Origin of the sequence: Micromonospora acroterricola (assembly GCF_003172955.1) — a bacterium.
Classification (GTDB): Bacteria; Actinomycetota; Actinomycetes; order Mycobacteriales; family Micromonosporaceae; genus Micromonospora; species Micromonospora acroterricola.
The window spans coordinates 1-17,350 of the sequence record NZ_QGKR01000209.1 but is presented as its reverse complement, the minus strand read 5'-3'; the positions used below and the strand labels follow the sequence as shown (position 1 = coordinate 17,350).

Here is a 17,350-nt window from a genome sequence, read left to right as displayed (position 1 = left end):
AGCTATCACGACTATCCGCGTTCGTACCGGTTTTTGGGAACGCTTCCACGCGCACGATCACGCATACCGGCCTGCCGCCGTACCCTTGACGGCAACGCCAGCCGGTGGACCTCACTTTTGCCATAACCGACGCGAATACACCCCCGGAGCCGCCGCCGTGTCGACAATCCCTCTCCCCGGTCCCACCCCGTCGATCCCCCTGTCGGCGGTTGAGCCGGACGTGGCCACGCTGGCCCGGACGGCCGAGCAGACCGCCAGCGAGCTGCTCGCCCCGCCGGCGCCGGTCCGGCTGACCGGCGTCGTGCCCGCACCGGGGCAGGTCGAGCCGGCCCCGGCCGAGGACTTCCTGCTGCCGGCCGACGCGGTCGTCGTGGCGAGCGCCGACCCGGCCGCGCTGGCGGTCGCCAGCCAGCTCGCCGAGCTGCTGCGCCCCGCCACCGGGTACCCCCTGCCGGTGACCGACGCCGCCCGGCCGACGCCGTCCGGCGGCATCGCGCTGGCGCTCACCGACGACGACAACCTGGGCGCGGAGGGGTACCGGCTCGCCGTGACCCGGGCCGGCGTCACCATCACCGCGTCCACCGCCACCGGCCTCTTCCACGGCGTACAGACCCTGCGTCAACTGCTTCCGCCGGCGATCGAGAGCCCGGTCCCGGTCGGTGAGCGCTGGGTGGTGCCCGGCGGCACGATCGTCGACCAGCCGCGCTTCGCGTACCGGGGCGCGATGCTCGACGTGGCGCGGCACTTCTTCGCCGTCGAGGACGTGCTGCGCGTGGTCGACCATCTGGTCCGCTACAAGCTCAACCACCTGCACCTGCACCTCACCGACGACCAGGGCTGGCGGATCGCCGTCGACTCCTGGCCCCGGCTGGCCGGTGTCGGCGGCACCACCGAGGTCGGCGAGGGGCCCGGCGGGCACTACACCAAGGCCGACTACCGCCGCATCGTCGAGTACGCCGCCGCCCGGCACGTCACCGTGGTGCCGGAGATCGACCTGCCGGGTCACACCAACGCCGCGCTGGTCGCGTACCCCGAGCTGGCACCGGACAAGGTCGCGCCGCCGCCGTACACCGGCACCGAGGTCGGCTTCAGCTACGTCGACCCGGCCGACGACCGGACGTACGACTTCATCGCCGACGTACTGGGCGAGCTGGCCGCGCTCACTCCCGGGCCGTGGCTGCACATCGGCGGCGACGAGGCGTTCAAGGTCACGGGCGAGGTCTACACCGGTTTCGTCGAGCGGACGCAGCGGATCGTCGCGGACACCGGCAAAACGCTGGTCGGCTGGCACCAGATCGCGCCGGCCGCGCACGTCGACGGGCGGGTCCTCCAGTGGTGGGGCACGGACGGTGCGGACCCGGCCACGGCCGAAGCGGTACGCCGCGGCGCCCGAGTGATCCTCTCCCCCGGCAACCACGCCTACCTGGACATGAAGTACAGCCCGGACACCCCGCTCGGGCAGGACTGGGCGGGCCTGATCGACGTGCCCCGGGCCTACGAGTGGGATCCGGGGTCACACGTGGCGGGCGTGCCGGAGGCGGCGGTGCTCGGCGTGGAGGCCCCGCTCTGGACCGAGTCGGTCACCTCGCTGGCCGAGATCGAGTTCATGCTGCTGCCCCGGCTGCCCGCCATCGCCGAGCTGGGCTGGTCGCCCCGGACGACGCACGACTGGGCCGGGTTCCGCGACCGGCTGGCCGGTCAGGGCCCGCGCTGGCTCACCGCCGGGATCGCCTTCCACCGGGCACCGGAGATCCCGTGGCCGGCCGAGCAGCCCAGCGCCACCCTGCCGGCTCCCCGGGACAGGGCTGGCGCGGCCCCCGTACCCCTCGCCGACCTGACCTGACCCGGGCGGGGGCAGTGCCCTCGGGGAACCAACCGCACCGCGAAGCCCGATACTTCAGAGGCATATTTATGCCTCTGAGGTATCAGCCTCAACACTTACCGCCGGTCCCCAGGCGCCGAGTGCAAGGGCCGGGACTTCAGCAATGCGCGCAGCGCCGCGGAGGGAGTGCGCGGGCCGGCGGCGGCTGGGGCGTTGCGATGCGGCATCCCGTTTGGCACGGATCGTCCCGTGGGCGGGGCCACTGTGCGGGCGGAATCGGGGCCGGGTCGGGGTCGTTACACCTGGCGTACCGCCGCGACCCCCGGGCCGGCGGGGCCAGCCGACGGGAACACCCGGCAGGCCACCCCGGTTACACCCCCGGGACACCCGAGCAGGCCACCGGCCGCCGGGCAGATCCCTCGAACCATCCCCCTCAAGCTTCGCGGCACGCGGCCCCTGTGGCAGTGACCGCATCACACCCCCGACCAGAGGAGCACGCCATCATGCGTACCGATCTGATCCGCAAGACCGCTCTGACCGCTGCCGGCCTCGCCTTCACGGGCGGCGCCATCGCCGGCCCCGTGACCGTCGCGTACGCCATGTCGGACGTCAAGCCGGCCACGCAGACCCAGACCGACCGCAAGGGCCACGGCGATCGCGAGCTCAACGTCCGCTACGAGGCCCAGCCCAACTTCTACTACTGCGGCCCGGCCGCCACGCGTAACGCCCTGTCCGTGCAGGGCAAGAACATCGACGTGGACGCCATGGCCAAGGAGATGGGCACCACCGAGGCCGGCACCAACTCGATCAACGACATCACGCCGGTGCTGAACAAGGAGACCGGCAAGGACGCGTACCGCAGCGTCGAGATCCGCGACGCCCGGGCCGACGACAAGCAGACCGACAAGCTGCGCGGCGACATCGTGCACACCGTGGACGAGGGCCGGGCCGTGGTCGCCAACATCGCCGGCACCACCACCGACGTCGATGGCGCCGTCCACTCCTTCGAGGGTGGCCACTACATCAGCGTGGTGGGCTACCGCGACGGCGGCGAGACGGTGAAGATCGCCGACTCCGCCGATCCGAACATGGCCTCGTACTGGATCAGCGTCGACAACCTGGCCGACTGGATCGCCACCCGCGGCTACTCGGCCTCCTGACACACACCGAAACACGAAGGGCCGATCCCACCAGGGGTCGGCCCTTCGTCGTCGTTCGGGTCAGCCGCCGGAGTCGTCCAGCTCCGCGCCCTCGGGAACCGCGTCGTCGTCCCTGCTGGCCAGCCAGCCGTCCGGTAGGGAGACCTTGCCCGGGGAGTTCGTCCGGCCACGCGGCTGGCCCAGGGCGGTCAGCGGGAACGGCTCTGCCGGGTCGAGCTTGCCGAGCAGGTCGTCGAGCTGGGCCAGGCTCTCGATCATCGCGAGCGAACGGCGCAGCTCGCCGCCGACCGGGAAACCCTTCAGGTACCAGGCGACGTGCTTGCGGAAGTCGGTGCAGCCGTCCCGCTCACCCCGGGCCGGGTTGCGGGCGCCCGCCACGAACTGGTCGACCAGCAGCTCGGCGTGCCGGCGCATGGTCACCGCTACCTCGCCGAGAGTGGGCAGCCGCCGCTCCGGGCGACCGTGGAAGGCGGCCTCCAGGTCGGCGAAGAGCCACGGTCGGCCCAGGCAGCCGCGCCCGACCACCACGCCGTCGACGCCGGTGTGCGCGACCATCCGCAGGGCGTCGTCGGCCTCCCAGATGTCACCGTTGCCCAGCACCGGCACGTCGAGGGCCTGCTTGAGCGTGGCGATCGCGTCCCAGTCGGCCGTGCCCGAGTAGCGCTGCCCGGCCGTGCGCCCGTGCAGGGCCACCGCCGCGACACCGGCCTCCTGGGCGGCGAGCCCCGCCTCGACGTACGTCAGATGCTCGTCGTCGATGCCCTTGCGCATCTTGACCGTGACCGGCACCCCGGCCGGCGACGCGGCGTCCACGGCGGCCTTCACCAGCCGGGCGAAGAGCCGGCGCCGCCACGGCAGGGCCGCGCCGCCGCCACGCCGCGTCACCTTGGGCACCGGACAGCCGAAGTTGAGGTCGATGTGGTCGGCGAGGTCACGCTCCACCACGATCCGCACGGCGGCGGCGGTGATCTCCGGATCGGTGCCGTAGAGCTGGAGGCTGCGGGGCTGCTCGTCCTCGCCGAACGCGATCATGCGCAGCGTCTTCGGGTTCCGCTCGACCAGCGCCCGGGTGGTGATCATCTCGCAGACGTAGATGCCGCCGCCCTGCTCCCGGCAGAGCCGACGGAACCCGACATTGGTGATCCCGGCCATCGGCGCCAGCACCACCGGCGGCCACACCTGGTGCCGCCCGAGGGTCAACGGGCGCAGCGCAGGCAGGGTCGAGGCAGTCACCGCACAAGTGTACGGGGCCCCGACCGGCGCTTTCCGCGTCGGCCGAGGCCCCGTGCCCGCCGTCTCAGCAGCCGGGGAGGCGCTCGATCAGGTAACGCTCGACCTGGTCGAGGGCAACCCGCTCCTGGGCCATGGTGTCCCGGTTGCGGACCGTCACGGCGTTGTCGTCCAGGGTGTCGAAGTCCACCGTCACGCAGAACGGGGTGCCGATCTCGTCCTGCCGGCGGTAGCGGCGCCCGATCGCCTGCGAGTCGTCAAACTCCACCACCCAGCGCTTGCGCAGCAGCGTGGCGAGGTCCTTCGCCTTCGGCGACAGCGCCTCGTTGCGGGACAGCGGCAGCACCGCCACCTTGACCGGGGCCAGCCGCGGGTCGAACCGCATCACCGTGCGCTTGTCCACGCCGCCCTTGGTGTTCGGCGCCTCGTCCTCGTCGTACGCCTCCAGCAGGAAGGCGAGCACCGCGCGGGTCAGACCGGCGGCGGGCTCGATGACGTACGGCATCCAGCGCTCGCCCTTGGTCTGGTCGAAGTAGGACAGGTCGACGCCGGAGTGCTTGCTGTGCGTGGAGAGGTCGAAGTCGGTGCGGTTGGCGACGCCCTCCAGCTCGGCGAACTCGGTGCCACCGAACTGGAAGCGGTACTCGATGTCCACCGTCCGCTTCGAGTAGTGGGAGAGCTTCTCCTTGGGGTGCTCGTAGAGCCGCAGGTTGTCCGCGGAGAGGCCGAGGTCGAGGTACCAGTTCCAGCGCTCCTGGAGCCAGTACTCGTGCCACTGCTCGTCCGTGCCCGGCTCGACGAAGAACTCCATCTCCATCTGCTCGAACTCCCGGGTCCGGAAGATGAAGTTGCCCGGGGTGATCTCGTTGCGGAACGACTTGCCGGTCTGCGCGATGCCGAACGGCGGCTTCTTGCGGGCGACCGTCTCGACGTTCTTGTAGTTGACGAAGATGCCCTGGGCGGTCTCCGGGCGCAGGTAGTGCAGCCCCTCGTCGCTCTCCACCGGGCCCAGGTAGGTCTTCATGAGGCCGTTGAACATCTTCGGCTCGGTGAAGGTGCCCTTGTTGCCACAGTTGGGGCAGTTGAGCTCGGCGAGCGAGGCCGGCGGCTTGCCATGCTTGGCCTCGTACGCCTCCTCCAGGTGGTCCGCCCGGAACCGCTTGTGGCAGAACTGGCACTCGGTGAGCGGGTCGACGAACTCGGCGATGTGGCCGGACGCCTCCCAGACCTTCCGGGCCAGGATCACCGCGGAGTCGAGGCCGACGACGTCGTCGCGCTGCTGGACCATGGTCTTCCACCACTGCCGGCGGACGTTCTCCTTGAGCTCCACGCCGAGCGGGCCGTAGTCCCACGCCGATCGGGTGCCTCCGTAGATCTCGCTGGAGGGGAAGACGAAGCCTCGGCGCTTGGCGAGGCTGACGACGGCGTCGATACGGTCTGCGGGCATGTTTCCTCCTACGCCGGCTGGCGGTCGGCGGGGGCGAGATGTGGATGGATCGGTCGGTTCGGGACAACCGTACGACCACCGTCGCCCCGAGCCCAGCAGAATACCGGGGGCGGCTCAGCTCACCCCGCAGACCTCCATGCCGCCGGTCTGCCCGTCCTGGCCGAGGCTGACCTGCTGCTGCTCCCGGTCGCCGCCGTCGAGCGTCACGTCGACGGGCACGGTCAGGTTGGTCGTGTCGACCTCACCGACCCGGTAGGTGGCGACCTGCGGCTCGGCGGCCGCGCGCCGCTCGAACTCGGGCCGGGACTCGCGTCGCTGCGCGTCGTCGCAGAGCTGGTCGTAGGCCCGCCCGTAGTTCCGCTCGACCAGCGCCTGGTAGTAGTCGCTGGTCACCGTGCGGCCCTGCTCCCGGATCGCCTGCACGCCGGTGACGGCCAGGCCGACCACGGCCGCGCCACCCCCGCCACAGCAGAGCAGCACGGCGAGCGCGCCGACGCCGAGGCCGATCCAGAGCCGGGTGCGGCGGCCCTCGGTGGGCGGCGCGGCGAACGGCGGAGCCACACCGGGACCGGGCGGCGGGGCGGGTGCGGTCATAGGAGCAGGGTAGTGCCCGGCGGCTCAGCGGTAAGGACCCGCAGCACGATCACTCTCGGCGACCACCACGGCCCCGCCGGGCGCCGCGTTCGCCAGCGCCTCGTACGCGGACGGTTCGTCGACCGACTCGGCGAGCAGCGGCACGGCGCTCACCTTGACCTCGAAGGCGCCCAGCGCCCGCCGGTACGTGCCGACCGACTCCCACTCGGTGACCAGGGCCCAGTGCCGGGGGTCGTCCAGTGCCCGGACCAGTTGACCGCGCAGGTAGCCGGGGCGGGCGGCCAGCGCGGTGAGGGCGGCGTGCGCCCGTTCGGTGAAGTCGTCGGCGACATCGACGTCGACCACGAACCGGTTGGTCACCAGCACCGGGTTCCTCCTCGTAGAGTCTGTGGGATGCAGCGTACGCAGCGCCCTCTGCTGGCCCGGTTGGCCGGGGCGAACCCGACGTCGGTGTTCCTGCTCACCCTGGTGGTGGTGCTGGTCGCGTTCTTCACGCCCGGGGTGATCGGCGGGCTGCTGACGCTCGCCCTCGCCGCGGCCCTGATCGTCCTGTTGGCCACCACCTGGCCGGTTCAAGCGCCGCAGACCCGGCTGATCCGACTGCTGATGCTGACCCTGCTGGTGACCGTGGGCCTGGCGAAGCTGCTCTGACATGCAATCATGCGTTGTTGACAATCATTGTCGTTGCCACGGACAGTTGACCGCATGACCAACCGCACCACGACCCGTGTCCTGGCCGCCGCGACCGCCCTGCTCGCCCTGGGCGCCGGAGCCGGCTGTTCCACCGGCGGTGCCGCCGGCGCCGATCCCCAACGGGTCGACGTGGTGGCCGCGTTCTACCCGCTCCAGTTCCTCGCCGAGCGGATCGGCGGCGACGCGGTCCGGGTGACCAACCTCGCCAAGCCCGGCGCGGAGCCGCACGACCTGGAGCTCACCCCGGGCCAGGTCGGCCAGGTCAGCGAGGCGGAGTTGATCGTCTACCTGAAGGGCTTCCAGCCGGCGGTGGACGAGGCCATCGGGCAGAACGGTGGCGACCGGGCGTTCGACGTGACCAGCGTGCAGCCGCTGCTGGACGCGAGCGCCGGCGGGCACAACCACGAGGGCGAGGAGGAGCACGGCGAGGAGGAGCACGGCGGCGGCAAGGACCCGCACGTCTGGCTCGACCCGACCCGTTTCGCCGCCATCGGCGACCAGCTCGCCCAGCGCCTCGGCAAGGCCGACCCCGACCACGCCGCCGACTACACCGCCCGCTCCGCGGCGCTGCGCGCCGACCTGACGAACCTGGACGGCGAGTTCAACCAGGGCCTGCGAACCTGCCAGCGCCGCGAGATCGTGACCAGCCACGCCGCGTTCGGCTACCTGGCCGACCGCTACCGGCTCGAGCAGGTCGGCATCACCGGTCTGAGCCCGGACGTCGAGCCCTCGCCGCAGCGACTGGCGCAGGTGATCGAGGAGGCGAAGGACCACCAGGCCAGCACGATCTTCTTCGAGACGCTGGTCAGCCCCAAGGTCGCCGAGACCATCGCCGGCCAGGTCGGCGCGAGGACCGCGGTGCTGGACCCGATCGAAGGGCTCGCCGCCGGCAGCGGCGCGGACTACCTTTCGGTGATGCGCACCAACCTGCAGGCCCTGCGGACGGCGTTGAGCTGCTCGTGAGCACACCTGTCATCACCGTCGAGCACGGGGCGGTCGGCTACGACGGCCGCCCCGTGCTCCGGGACGTCTCGCTCACCGTGGCCACCGGGGAGGTCGTCGCGGTGCTCGGGGCCAACGGCTCCGGCAAGTCCACGCTGATTCGGGCCGTGCTCGGGCTGGTCCCGCTCAGCGGGGGCTCGATCACCCTCTTCGACCGGCCGCTGCGCCGGTTCCGGCAGTGGCAGCGCATCGGGTACGTCCCCCAGCGCCTCGGCGCGGGCGGCGGCGTACCGGCCACCGTCCGCGAGGTGGTGGCCTCCGGCCGGCTGGCCCGCCGAGGGTTGCTCCGCCCGCCAGGCACCGCCGACCGGGCCGCCGTCGACGCCGCGCTGCGCGCGGTCGACCTCGCCGACCGGGCCACCGACCCGGTGTCCACCCTCTCCGGCGGCCAGCAGCAGCGCACCCTGATCGCCCGCGCGCTGGCCGGCCAACCGGAGCTGCTGATCCTCGACGAGCCCACCGCCGGGGTGGACGCGGGCAGCCAGGAGGCGTTCGCCGACGCGTTGCGCGACTTCGTCGCCGGCGGCGGGACGGTGCTGCTGGTGGCCCACGAGCTGGGCCCGCTGCGACCGGTGATCAGCCGGGCGGTCGTCGTCCACGAGGGCGGCATCTGTCACGACGGTTCCGTGCCGGACCCGGCCGGCCACCACGCGGAGCCCGACCACGACCACGTGCACCCGCACGGTCCCGACGAGCCCGCCGGGCTGTGGAGCAACTGAGCATGGAACTCTTCCAGTACCCCTACATGCAGCGCGCCCTGATCGCCGCGCTGGTGATCGGCCTGGCCGCGCCGGCGCTCGGCATCTACCTGGTGCAGCGCCGGCTGACGCTGATCGGCGACGGCATCGGGCACGTGGCGTTGACCGGCGTCGGCGCGGGCCTGCTGCTCAACCGCTCGCCGGTGCTGGTGGCGGTGATCGTCGCCACCGCCGGTGCGATCGCCATCGAGCTGGTCCGCGCCCGCGGGCGCACCTCCGGCGACCTGGCGCTGGCCCTGCTCTTCTACGGCGGCATCGCCGGCGGTGTGCTGCTGGTCGGCCTCTCCGACGCCACCAGCGCCAACCTCAACGCCTACCTTTTCGGGTCGCTGACCACCATCTCGTCCGCCGACCTGACCACCATCGCGGTGCTCGGCGCGGCGATCCTCGTCACCATGATCGCGTTGCGGCCGGCGCTCTTCGCGGTCAGCCACGACGAGGAGTACGCCCGGGTCTCCGGCCTGCCGGTGCGCACCCTCAACCTGCTGATCGCGGTCACCACCGCGATCACCGTGACCATCGCGATGCGGGCGGTCGGGGTGCTGCTGATCAGCGCGCTGATGGTGGTGCCGGTGGCCACCGCCCAGCAGGTCACCCGGGGCTTCCGCAGCACGATGACCGCCGCGATGGCGCTCGGGCTCTTCGCCGCCGGCTCCGGCGTCTGGGTGGCGGCGACGGCGGACACCGCGCCGGGCGCCTCGGTGGTGCTCGTGGCGATCGCCTCCTTCCTGGTGGTGGCCGTGGCCGGCGGAGTGTGGCGGGCGCTGCGCCGCCGGTCCGCCCCGGCCGCCGCGCCGGCGCCGGAACCGCACGAGGTGGTGCTGGGCTGAAGCGGATCAGCGGGACGTCGTGCCGGGCTGAAGCCGATCAGCGGGATGTCGGCGGTATTGGTTACCGTTGCGGAGTGACCAGCGCAACGGGCTACGACGGGTTCGATGGGGCCAGCGAGCTGCTCCGTGCCCTGTCGGCGCCCATCCGGCTGGCCATCGTCAGCGAGCTCGCCGGTGGCGAGCGGTGCGTGCACGAGCTGGTGGAGAAGCTCGGCGCCCCGCAGCCGCTGGTTTCTCAGCACCTGCGGGTGCTGCGCGGCGCCGGCGTGGTGCGGGGTTCCCGCCGGGGCCGGGAGATCGCCTACAGCCTGGTCGACGAGCACGTAGCGCACATCGTGGCGGACGCGGTCAGCCACGCCGGGGAGGGATCATGAGCGAGAGCGGCGCCGCGCTGCGCAACACCCGGCAGCGCTCGGCGGTGAGCGCGCTGCTGGGCGAGATGGAGGGCTTCCACAGCGCCCAGGACCTGCACGCGATGCTGCGGCAGCGCGGCGAGCGGGTCGGCCTGACCACGGTCTACCGCACCCTCCAGGGGCTGGCCGACGCGGGCGAGATCGACGTGATGCGGCCCCCGGGTGGCGAGCACCTCTACCGCCGGTGCAGCGAGGGGCACCACCACCACCTGGTGTGCCGTGCCTGCGGGCGCACCGTCGAGGTGGCGGGCCCGGCGGTGGAGAGCTGGGCCGACCGGGTGGCCGCGCAGCACGGGTACGCCGACGTCAGCCACACCCTGGAGATCTTCGGCACCTGTCCGACCTGCGCCCGCTGACACCGGCGCGTCCCGCCGGCCGATCCGGCGGGTGCCGGGCCGCCTCCGTTCGTGGCACGCTGTCCGGCGTGAAGATCTACGCCGATCGCTTTCCGACCGCCGCCCGCCAGTTGCTCACCGACCTGCTCGTCGTCGCCTGGGTGTACGTCGCGATCCGCGGCGCGCTCTGGCTGCACGACCTCGTGCAGAAGCTCGCCGTCCCCGGTCAGAAGCTGGAGGGCGCCGGCAGCGGGCTGGCCGACAGCCTGGGCGACGCCGGCGGCAAGGTCGGCCGGGTGCCGCTGGTCGGCGACGAGTTGACCGCGCCCTTCCAGCGGGCCGCCGACGCCGCCCGGTCGCTCGCCGACGCAGGCCGCGACCAGCAGCACCTCGTCGACCAGCTCGCGCTCGCCCTCGCCGTCGCGGTGCTGATCTTCCCGCTCGGCCTGGTGCTGTTCGGATGGCTGCCGCTGCGGGTCCGCTGGATGCGCCGGGCCTCCTCGGCGGCGAAGCTGGCCGCCGGGCCGGCCGGCCGGGACCTGCTCGCCCTGCGTGCCCTCGCCACCCAGCCGCTGGGCCGGCTGACCCGGATCGCGCCGGACGTCGCCGAGGCGTGGCGACGCGGCGACGACGACACCGTCGACGCCCTGGCCGCGCTGGAGCTGCGCCAGCTCGGCCTGCGCGGCAGGGGTCGCTGACCGGGCCGCTAAGGTCGTCGGGTGTTCTACTTCCTGGTCGTCATCGCCGTCCTGCTGCTCGGCTACGCCGCGGTCCTGGTCTCCTTCGTCCGGCGGGGCAGGAAGATCCCGCCCGCGGCGTACCTGGGCCTGGCGGTGCTCAACGGCCTGATCCTGGCGGCGGTGCTGGCCTGGGCGGTCGCCCGCTGACCACCCCGCACGGCGACGCGCCAGACGGCGCCGGTCAGGGTTTCGGCGGGATGCGGCGGCGAACGTCGTCGGCGGTGGACGGACCGGGCGACCAGCCGGCCACCCAGGGCAGCTCGTCGGACGGGGTGATCACGCCCTCCTCCAGGCCCGCGTACCGGCCGGCGAGGATCTTTTTCGCGGCGGCGGTGTCGACCGAGTCGGTGTTGTCCCACAGGGCGGTGAAGAGCGCGTCCACGCGGACCCGGGCCTGCCGGCAGAACAGGTCGGCCAGCTCGACGTTCTCCGGCCGGCTGGACCGCTCGGCGGACGCCCGGACGCAGACCGCGGACATCGCGAACAGCTCCGCGCCGATGTCCACCACCCGGCCCAGGAACGCCTGCTTGCGCTCCATCTTTCCCTGCCAGCGGGACATCGCGTAGAACGTCGACCGTGCCAGCTTGCGCGACGAACGCTCCACCTGACGCAGATGCGTGGCCAGCGGCCCGAACTCGGCGTACGCCGACGGGCTCTGCCCCCGGCCGACGGCCAGGGTGGGCAGCCACCTCGCGTAGAAGGCCCCGGCTCGCGCGCCGGCCCGGGCCTTGCGGCCCAGCCCCGCCTCCGGGTCGATGATGTCGCCGGCCACCGACAGGTGGGCGTCGACCGCCTCCCGGGCGATCAGCAGATGCATGATCTCGGTGGAGCCCTCGAAGATCCGGTTGATCCGCAGGTCGCGCAGCATCTGCTCGACGGCGGCCGGGCGTTCGCCGCGGGCGGCCAGCGAGTCGGCCGTCTCGTAACCGCGCCCGCCCCGGATCTGGATCAGCTCGTCGGCGATCTTCCAGGCCATCTCGCTGGCGTACAGCTTGACCAGCGCCGCCTCGATCCGGATGTCGTTGCGGTCGTCGTCGGCGAGCAGGCAGCACAGGTCGAGCATGGTCTCCATGCCGTACGTGGTGGCGGCGATGAAGGAGAGCTTCTGGGCGACCGCCTCGTGCTCGCCGACCGGCCGGCCCCACTGGACCCGGTCGGCGGCCCACTCCCGGGCGACGGTCAGCGCCCACTTGCCGGCGCCCACGCACATCGCCGGCAACGAGAGCCGGCCGGTGTTCAGCGTGGTCAGGGCGATCTTCAACCCCTTGCCCTCGCCGCCGATGACGTTTTCCGCGGGGACGAACACGTCGTGGAACCGGGTGAGACTGTTTTCCAGGCCACGCAGCCCGATGAACTCGTTGCGCCGCTCCACGGTGATGCCGGCGCTGTCGCCGTCCACCACGAACGCCGTGATGCCGCCGCGCCGGCCCTCGCTGGCCGGCACCCGGGCCATCACGACCAGCAGGGTGGCGACGATGCCGTTGGTGGCCCAGAGCTTGACCCCGTTGAGCCGGTAGCCGGTGCCGTCCTCGGTTGGCTCGGCGGTGGCGGCGAGCCGGGCCGGGTCGGAGCCGACGTCCGGCTCGGTGAGCAGGAACGCGGACACCTCGCCCGCGGCGAGCCGGGGCAGGAAACGCTGCTTCTGCTCGGCGGTGCCGAACATCTTCAGCGGCTGCGGCACCCCGATCGACTGGTGCGCAGAGAGCAGCGCGCCGATCGCCGGGCTGACCGAGCCGGCCAGCATCAGCGCGCGGCAGTAGTGCAGGTTGCTCAGGCCGAGGCCGCCGTACTTCCGGTCGATCTTCATGCCGAACGCGCCGAGGTCGGCCAGCCCGTGGAACACGGCGTCCGGGATGGACGCGTCGCGCTCGATCGCCGCACCGTCCACCTCGGAGGCCAAAAAGGCGCGGAACCGGTCGAGGAAGGCCTCGGCGCGGGTCACGTCGTCGGGGTCGGACCGGGGCCACGGGTCGATCAGGTCGAGCCGGAACCGGCCGAGGAACAGCTCCTTGCCGAAGCTCGGGCGGTCCCAGGTGGACTCGCGAGCCGCCTCGGCGACCTGCCGGGCCTCCTTCTCGGAGACCTGCCCGGCCTCCGCCGGCAACGGCGCCGCGGCGCCGGCGGCGCGCGGGGCGGTGCCGGGGTCGGGGCCGTCCGGTGCCGGTCGGCCATTCTGCGTCGTGGTCACGGCTGCCCCCTCGAACCTCGGTGCGGCTGCGTCGACGTGCGCGACTACCGTCACGCTACCCCCGGTTGTTACCCAGGGGTAGCGGTCCGTGAAGATCGAGTTCGGTCGTTCCCGGTGGCGTCAGTTCGAGAGGGTCCGGGGGTCGTCGTCCTCGTCGTCGATGTCGTCCTCGCCCCAGCTGCGCCGGGCGAACGGCAGCATCACCCAAAAGGTGAGGAACCAGAGCCCGGTCAGCGCGCTGAGCACGAACGCGATCGGCCGGTCCAGCACGAAGTCGGTGATCAGCAGCACCGCGCTGACCATCGAGATCAGCATGAAGGCCAGCCCGCCGCTGGCCATCCGGTGCGCGAACCGGACCAGTTCCGGCTTGCGCCCCTGCCGGAACAGCGCCCGGTGGAACGCCACCGGCGAGATGATCAGCGCGGTGGCCGCGGCCGCGGAGAGCAGGGCGACGATGTAGACGTCCCGCTGGAACTCGGTGGTGTCGGTGAACCCGTTGCTGAACGGCAGGGTGAGCAGGAAGGCGAAGAGGATCTGCACGCCTGTCTGGGCGACCCGCAACTCCTGCAACAGGTCGGCGAAGTTGCGCTGCCAACGCTGCTTCTCGGTCTCCTTGGACACGCGCTACCTCCGGTGAGACGGTACTGCCGGCGGTCCTGGCCGCCGGCAGCAACGCCAATGCCCCACCCGGCCGAGCGCGAAACAGGTTCACGACACGTCCTGGACAGCTCCGGGTCACCTTTCGGACGCCGGCACCGCCCGGACGGGCGTCAGGAGCCTCGTCGAATGCGACCCGCGTACCGGGCCTCCAGCGCCGAGTTGTGCGCGTCGCCGTCCGGGATGTTCGCCGACAGGTAGACCGGGGGCCGCTCCCCCGCCGCCAGCAGCCGGGCCACGACCTCCACGGTGACCTGCTGGGCCAGCAGCGCCGCCGTGATCGAGGAGACCGCGCCCACGGCGCCACCGCCAGGCAGCGGCAGCGTCGCGTCGCCGTACGGCGCGCCGTTGTCGAGCACCACGTCGGCGAGGTCGGCCAGCTTGCGCCCGGACGGGTGGCGGGAGGTCATCCGGCCGGAGTGCTGTGCGGAGGTGATCGCCACCAGCCCGTGCCCGCGCTGCTTGACCAGCGTGGCGAACTCCACCATCGCGCCGTTGACCCCGGAGTTCGAGGCGAGCACGAAGACGTCGGTGGGCCGTACCGGGACCAGCTCGTAGAGCCGGTGCGCCACCGCCGGGTCCCGCTCCAGGAACGGGCCGAGCTGGTCGGCCGGTTCGCCGCCGAGCAGCACCAGGTCGCGCAGCGCGATCCGGTTGGTCGGCACCAGGCCGCCCGCCCGGCCGGCGATCTCCATGGCGAGGGCCTCCGAGTGCCCGGTGCCGAAGGCGTGCACCACCCCGTCGGCGCGTACCGCGTCGGCGATCAGGTCGGCGGCCCGCCCCACCGCCGCCCGCTGGCTGGCGGCCACCTGGCCGATCGTCTCCGTCACCACGGCCAGGTAGGCCTCGGCGCTCACCGTCATGCGTCCTCCGTCGTCCGGTTTCGGGTCAGCCACTGCACGGCGAAGTCGACCGCCGCCCGCTGGCGCATCAATCGCCCCGTCCCGGTGCCGACCGGTCCGGTACGGACCGCCCCGGTGGCCTCCAGGTCGCGGCCCAGCGCGCCGAATTCGGTCTCGTCGAGCCGTACGTCCTGCCACCACACCCACTCCCGGCCGCCGTCGGCGGTGCGGACCGACGCGCCCACCCGCTCGCGGGGCGGTGCCGGACGGCGGTACTCGGCCAGGTGCAGCGAGGTGTTCACGGCGTGGTCCACCCCGAGCAGCAGCACGTCGGCGTCCAGCTCGTAGAGCCGGGCCAGCGGGGAACCCTCGCCGAGCATGTCGGTCCGGGTGTGCCCGGCCACCACCCGGTCGGCGGCCGGCCCGAGCGCGGCGAACGACACCTGGGGATGCGAGCTGCGCTGCGCTCCGGGCCAGCAGCGGACCGTCTCCGCGAACACACCCATGAACCGGCTCGGGGTGACCGCCGGGTCGAAGCCCGGCATCTCGGCGCGGATCAGCGGCCACCAGCCCGCCGGCACCGGCGGGTTGCTCCACTGCGCGGGGTCGGTGTTGTCGGGCGTGTGGGTGGGCACCACGATCGTGCCGTCCGGGCCGAGCGCGTCACGCAGGGCGAGCACCAGCGCCTGCGGCCCGCCGCAGACGAAGCCCAGCTGGCGCAGCGCGGCGTGCACCAGCAGCGTCCCGCCGGGGCGTACCCCCAGCATGCGCAGTTGCGCGGCGATCGAGCGCCGGGTCCCCGGCCCGCCGGCGTCCATCATCATGGTGTTCCTCCCGCCGACACCGGCTCAGGCCGTCCCGCCGGCCCGGGCCAGGATCGCCTCGGCCAGCGGGCCGGGCGCGGCGTCCGGGATCCAGTGACTCACGCCGGGCAGCTGGACGAAGCGGTAATCCCCGGTGACGTTGGCGGCGCACGCCTCGGCGGCGGGCCGGCCGATGGCGATGTCCCGGTCGCTCCACACGTACGTGGTGGGCACCCCGACGGGGCCGACGCCGGCCAGGTCGGCGCGGGACATCGCCCGGTACCAGTTCAGCGCGGCCGTGAGCGCCCCCGGCTCGCGCATCGGGTCGGCGTAGCGATCCACCCGGGACGCGTCGCCCACCCCGGCGAGGAGCTTGCGCAGCGCGGTCGCGTTCCACGCCAGCAGCACCTTCTCCGCCTTGCCGGGCTTGCGGAACAGCGCGATGTACGACGATCGGGCCTTCTGCTGGCCGTCGGTGGCGAGCGCGTGCGCCATCGCCGCCGGATGCGGCACGGACACCGCGGTCAGCGTACGGACCCGCTCGGGGTGCCGGGCGGCGAGCGCCCAGGCCACGATCGCGCCCCAGTCGTGGCCCACGAGGTGGACGGCGTCCAGCCCGAGCGCGTCGAGCACCGCCACCGCGTCGGCGACCAGTTCGGGGATCCGGTAGTCGGCGACCGCCGCCGGCCGGGCGCCCGGGGAGTAGCCCCGCTGGTCGAGCGCGTACGTGCGGAGCCCGGCCGCGTGCAGCGCCGTGGCGACCTCGTCCCACTCGCCGGAGTGCTGGGGGAAGCCGTGCAGCAGCAGGACGGGCGAGCCGTCCGGCGGACCACCGGCGCGTACGTCGAACGTGAGACCCCGTGCGTCAACCCGCATGATCGTGAGCCTACCCAGCCGGCGTCGAGCGGGCAGGACGCTGAGGGCGCGGACGCCCTGCTGGGCCGTTACCCCTGGTCGGTGCTAGCGTCAGCGAGACAACTTCACATCCGACAGGGGAGCGCACAGCGCTGAGAGTGCGGGCACGCCCGCAGACCCTCGAACCTGATCTGGGTAATGCCAGCGCAGGGAGTTCGGTCGACCTCCAGCCGCGCCGCCGTCCGGTGCCACCGGGCGCGCGGCGTGCGTCTTCTCCTGGTTCGCAGTCAGGACTGGGAGCATCCACATGAATCACAGCGACACCAATCGCTGGCGCACCATCGACATCGTGGTCGCCTCGGTGATCGCGGTCGCCTTCGGCGTCATCTTCTGGGCCTGGGGCCTGGTCTGGAGCGCCACCGAGGGCGCGTTCGCCTTCTTCCCGCCGGCGCAGACCCTGATCTACGGCGTCTGGCTGATGCCGGCCGTGGTCGGCGGCCTGGTCATCCGCAAGCCCGGTGCCGCGCTCTACTGCGAGACGGTCGCCGCGATCCTGTCCGCGCTGCTGGGCAGCCAGTGGGCCGGCACGGTGATCCCGCAGGGCATCGTGCAGGGCATCGGCGCCGAGCTGGCCTTCGCCGCCTTCCGGTACCGGTCGTTCCGGCTGCCGACCGCCGTGCTGGCCGGCGCGCTGACCGGGCTCAGCGCCGCGCTGTTCGACTTCTTCGTCTGGAACGCGGACTACGAGCTGACCGACTACCGCATCCCGTACGCGCTGCTCACCGTCGTCAGCGCCACGGTGGTCGCCGGCGCCGGGGGCTGGGCGCTCACCCGCGCCCTGGCCAACACCGGCGTCCTCGACCGGTTCCCGGTAGCCCGCGACCGCGCCGCCATCTGACCCACACCCCCCACCCCCATCCCCCTCGTTGATCAAGAGGTTTGCGTCAACGAGAGGCAGTCGACTGACGCGAACCTCTTGAG

20 protein-coding genes and 1 riboswitch are annotated in these 17,350 nt (G+C 72.7%); of the genes, 11 read left to right on the top strand and 9 right to left on the bottom strand.

Annotation, left to right across the window (positions count from 1 at the left end):
* Nucleotides 1-85: 85 nt before the first annotated feature.
* Together DKT68_RS17395 and DKT68_RS17390 are read left to right on the top strand one after the other, a co-directional pair.
* Nucleotides 86-1,843, top strand: coding sequence for a beta-N-acetylhexosaminidase (locus tag DKT68_RS17395; RefSeq protein WP_109818470.1), 1,758 nt, complete (start codon nucleotides 86-88; stop codon nucleotides 1,841-1,843).
* Between the two features lie 482 nt (nucleotides 1,844-2,325).
* Nucleotides 2,326-2,982: a C39 family peptidase gene (locus tag DKT68_RS17390; RefSeq protein ID WP_109818469.1), complete on the top strand. Its 657-nt coding sequence runs from the start codon at nucleotides 2,326-2,328 to the stop codon at nucleotides 2,980-2,982.
* A gap of 60 nt (nucleotides 2,983-3,042) precedes the next feature.
* Here the strand turns inward: DKT68_RS17390 and dusB are convergent, their stop codons facing one another.
* The 4 genes from dusB to DKT68_RS17370 form a co-directional block, all read right to left on the bottom strand.
* Nucleotides 3,043-4,215 carry a tRNA dihydrouridine synthase DusB gene (dusB, locus tag DKT68_RS17385; protein WP_109818468.1) on the bottom strand — a complete coding sequence of 391 codons (1,173 nt, stop codon included), beginning with the start codon at nucleotides 4,213-4,215 and terminating at the stop codon, nucleotides 3,043-3,045.
* A 64-nt stretch (nucleotides 4,216-4,279) separates the two neighbouring features.
* Nucleotides 4,280-5,659, bottom strand: coding sequence for a glycine--tRNA ligase (locus tag DKT68_RS17380; protein WP_109818467.1), 1,380 nt, complete (start codon nucleotides 5,657-5,659; stop codon nucleotides 4,280-4,282).
* Nucleotides 5,660-5,773: 114 nt separating this feature from the next.
* On the bottom strand, nucleotides 5,774-6,253 hold the full coding sequence (locus DKT68_RS17375; RefSeq protein WP_109818466.1) for a hypothetical protein: 480 nt from the start codon (nucleotides 6,251-6,253) through the stop codon (nucleotides 5,774-5,776).
* Between the two features lie 24 nt (nucleotides 6,254-6,277).
* On the bottom strand, nucleotides 6,278-6,619 hold the full coding sequence (locus DKT68_RS17370; protein WP_109818465.1) for an antibiotic biosynthesis monooxygenase family protein: 342 nt from the start codon (nucleotides 6,617-6,619) through the stop codon (nucleotides 6,278-6,280).
* 27 nt (nucleotides 6,620-6,646) lie between these two features.
* On the opposite strand from DKT68_RS17370, the gene DKT68_RS17365 reads away from it, so the two are divergent.
* From DKT68_RS17365 to DKT68_RS31500, 8 genes are all read left to right on the top strand, one after another.
* Nucleotides 6,647-6,904, top strand: a complete 258-nt coding sequence (locus DKT68_RS17365; RefSeq protein WP_109818464.1) for a hypothetical protein — start codon at nucleotides 6,647-6,649, stop codon at nucleotides 6,902-6,904.
* 54 nt (nucleotides 6,905-6,958) lie between these two features.
* Nucleotides 6,959-7,909 (top strand): metal ABC transporter substrate-binding protein, encoded by a 951-nt coding sequence (locus DKT68_RS17360; protein WP_109818463.1) that lies wholly within the window; start codon nucleotides 6,959-6,961, stop codon nucleotides 7,907-7,909.
* The gene (locus DKT68_RS17355) at nucleotides 7,906-8,667 is read left to right on the top strand and encodes a metal ABC transporter ATP-binding protein (protein WP_109818462.1); all 762 of its coding nucleotides are present in this window, start codon (nucleotides 7,906-7,908) and stop codon (nucleotides 8,665-8,667) included. Before DKT68_RS17360 ends, DKT68_RS17355 begins: the two co-directional genes overlap by 4 nt.
* Nucleotides 8,668-8,669: 2 nt before the next feature.
* A complete protein-coding gene (locus tag DKT68_RS17350; RefSeq protein WP_109818461.1) occupies nucleotides 8,670-9,536 on the top strand; it encodes a metal ABC transporter permease in 867 nt (288 codons plus the stop codon).
* A 74-nt stretch (nucleotides 9,537-9,610) separates the two neighbouring features.
* Nucleotides 9,611-9,910, top strand: coding sequence for an ArsR/SmtB family transcription factor (locus tag DKT68_RS17345; RefSeq protein ID WP_109818460.1), 300 nt, complete (start codon nucleotides 9,611-9,613; stop codon nucleotides 9,908-9,910).
* Nucleotides 9,907-10,305: a Fur family transcriptional regulator gene (locus DKT68_RS17340; protein WP_109818459.1), complete on the top strand. Its 399-nt coding sequence runs from the start codon at nucleotides 9,907-9,909 to the stop codon at nucleotides 10,303-10,305. Before DKT68_RS17345 ends, DKT68_RS17340 begins: the two co-directional genes overlap by 4 nt.
* A 68-nt stretch (nucleotides 10,306-10,373) precedes the next feature.
* Nucleotides 10,374-10,982 (top strand): hypothetical protein, encoded by a 609-nt coding sequence (locus DKT68_RS17335; RefSeq protein ID WP_109818458.1) that lies wholly within the window; start codon nucleotides 10,374-10,376, stop codon nucleotides 10,980-10,982.
* A gap of 21 nt (nucleotides 10,983-11,003) precedes the next feature.
* Nucleotides 11,004-11,171 (top strand): hypothetical protein, encoded by a 168-nt coding sequence (locus DKT68_RS31500; RefSeq protein ID WP_167517539.1) that lies wholly within the window; start codon nucleotides 11,004-11,006, stop codon nucleotides 11,169-11,171.
* Between the two features lie 34 nt (nucleotides 11,172-11,205).
* Here the strand turns inward: DKT68_RS31500 and DKT68_RS17330 are convergent, their stop codons facing one another.
* The 5 genes from DKT68_RS17330 to DKT68_RS17310 all read right to left on the bottom strand — a co-directional run bounded on the left by DKT68_RS17330 (nucleotide 11,206) and on the right by DKT68_RS17310 (nucleotide 16,390).
* Complete coding sequence (locus DKT68_RS17330; protein WP_109818457.1) at nucleotides 11,206-13,212, bottom strand: acyl-CoA dehydrogenase family protein; 2,007 nt, start codon at nucleotides 13,210-13,212, stop codon at nucleotides 11,206-11,208.
* A gap of 120 nt (nucleotides 13,213-13,332) precedes the next feature.
* On the bottom strand, nucleotides 13,333-13,833 hold the full coding sequence (locus tag DKT68_RS17325; RefSeq protein ID WP_109818456.1) for a DUF6328 family protein: 501 nt from the start codon (nucleotides 13,831-13,833) through the stop codon (nucleotides 13,333-13,335).
* Between the two features lie 149 nt (nucleotides 13,834-13,982).
* Entirely contained in the window at nucleotides 13,983-14,732 is a 750-nt protein-coding gene (locus tag DKT68_RS17320; protein WP_109818455.1) for a sugar isomerase domain-containing protein, read from the bottom strand.
* The gene (locus DKT68_RS17315) at nucleotides 14,729-15,535 is read right to left on the bottom strand and encodes an aminoglycoside N(3)-acetyltransferase (protein WP_236646938.1); all 807 of its coding nucleotides are present in this window, start codon (nucleotides 15,533-15,535) and stop codon (nucleotides 14,729-14,731) included. Before DKT68_RS17315 ends, DKT68_RS17320 begins: the two co-directional genes overlap by 4 nt.
* Before the next feature lie 24 nt (nucleotides 15,536-15,559).
* Entirely contained in the window at nucleotides 15,560-16,390 is an 831-nt protein-coding gene (locus tag DKT68_RS17310) for an alpha/beta fold hydrolase (protein ID WP_109818454.1), read from the bottom strand.
* A gap of 105 nt (nucleotides 16,391-16,495) precedes the next feature.
* A riboswitch (TPP riboswitch) is annotated at nucleotides 16,496-16,600 on the top strand.
* A 76-nt stretch (nucleotides 16,601-16,676) separates the two neighbouring features.
* On the opposite strand from DKT68_RS17310, the gene DKT68_RS17305 reads away from it, so the two are divergent.
* Nucleotides 16,677-17,267, top strand: a complete 591-nt coding sequence (locus tag DKT68_RS17305) for an ECF transporter S component (RefSeq protein ID WP_109818453.1) — start codon at nucleotides 16,677-16,679, stop codon at nucleotides 17,265-17,267.
* The last annotated feature ends 83 nt before the right edge of the window (nucleotides 17,268-17,350 follow it).

Coding starts and splice junctions, on each gene's coding strand:
- DKT68_RS17390 (WP_109818469.1), top strand. CDS start 2,326: ATGCGTACCGATCTGATCCGCAAGACCGCTCTGACCGCTGCCGGCCTC.
- DKT68_RS17380 (WP_109818467.1), bottom strand. CDS start 5,659: ATGCCCGCAGACCGTATCGACGCCGTCGTCAGCCTCGCCAAGCGCCGA.
- DKT68_RS17375 (WP_109818466.1), bottom strand. CDS start 6,253: ATGACCGCACCCGCCCCGCCGCCCGGTCCCGGTGTGGCTCCGCCGTTC.
- DKT68_RS17365 (WP_109818464.1), top strand. CDS start 6,647: ATGCAGCGTACGCAGCGCCCTCTGCTGGCCCGGTTGGCCGGGGCGAAC.
- DKT68_RS17360 (WP_109818463.1), top strand. CDS start 6,959: ATGACCAACCGCACCACGACCCGTGTCCTGGCCGCCGCGACCGCCCTG.
- DKT68_RS17350 (WP_109818461.1), top strand. CDS start 8,670: ATGGAACTCTTCCAGTACCCCTACATGCAGCGCGCCCTGATCGCCGCG.
- DKT68_RS17340 (WP_109818459.1), top strand. CDS start 9,907: ATGAGCGAGAGCGGCGCCGCGCTGCGCAACACCCGGCAGCGCTCGGCG.
- DKT68_RS17320 (WP_109818455.1), bottom strand. CDS start 14,732: ATGACGGTGAGCGCCGAGGCCTACCTGGCCGTGGTGACGGAGACGATC.
- DKT68_RS17315 (WP_236646938.1), bottom strand. CDS start 15,535: ATGATGATGGACGCCGGCGGGCCGGGGACCCGGCGCTCGATCGCCGCG.
- DKT68_RS17310 (WP_109818454.1), bottom strand. CDS start 16,390: ATGCGGGTTGACGCACGGGGTCTCACGTTCGACGTACGCGCCGGTGGT.
- DKT68_RS17305 (WP_109818453.1), top strand. CDS start 16,677: ATGAATCACAGCGACACCAATCGCTGGCGCACCATCGACATCGTGGTC.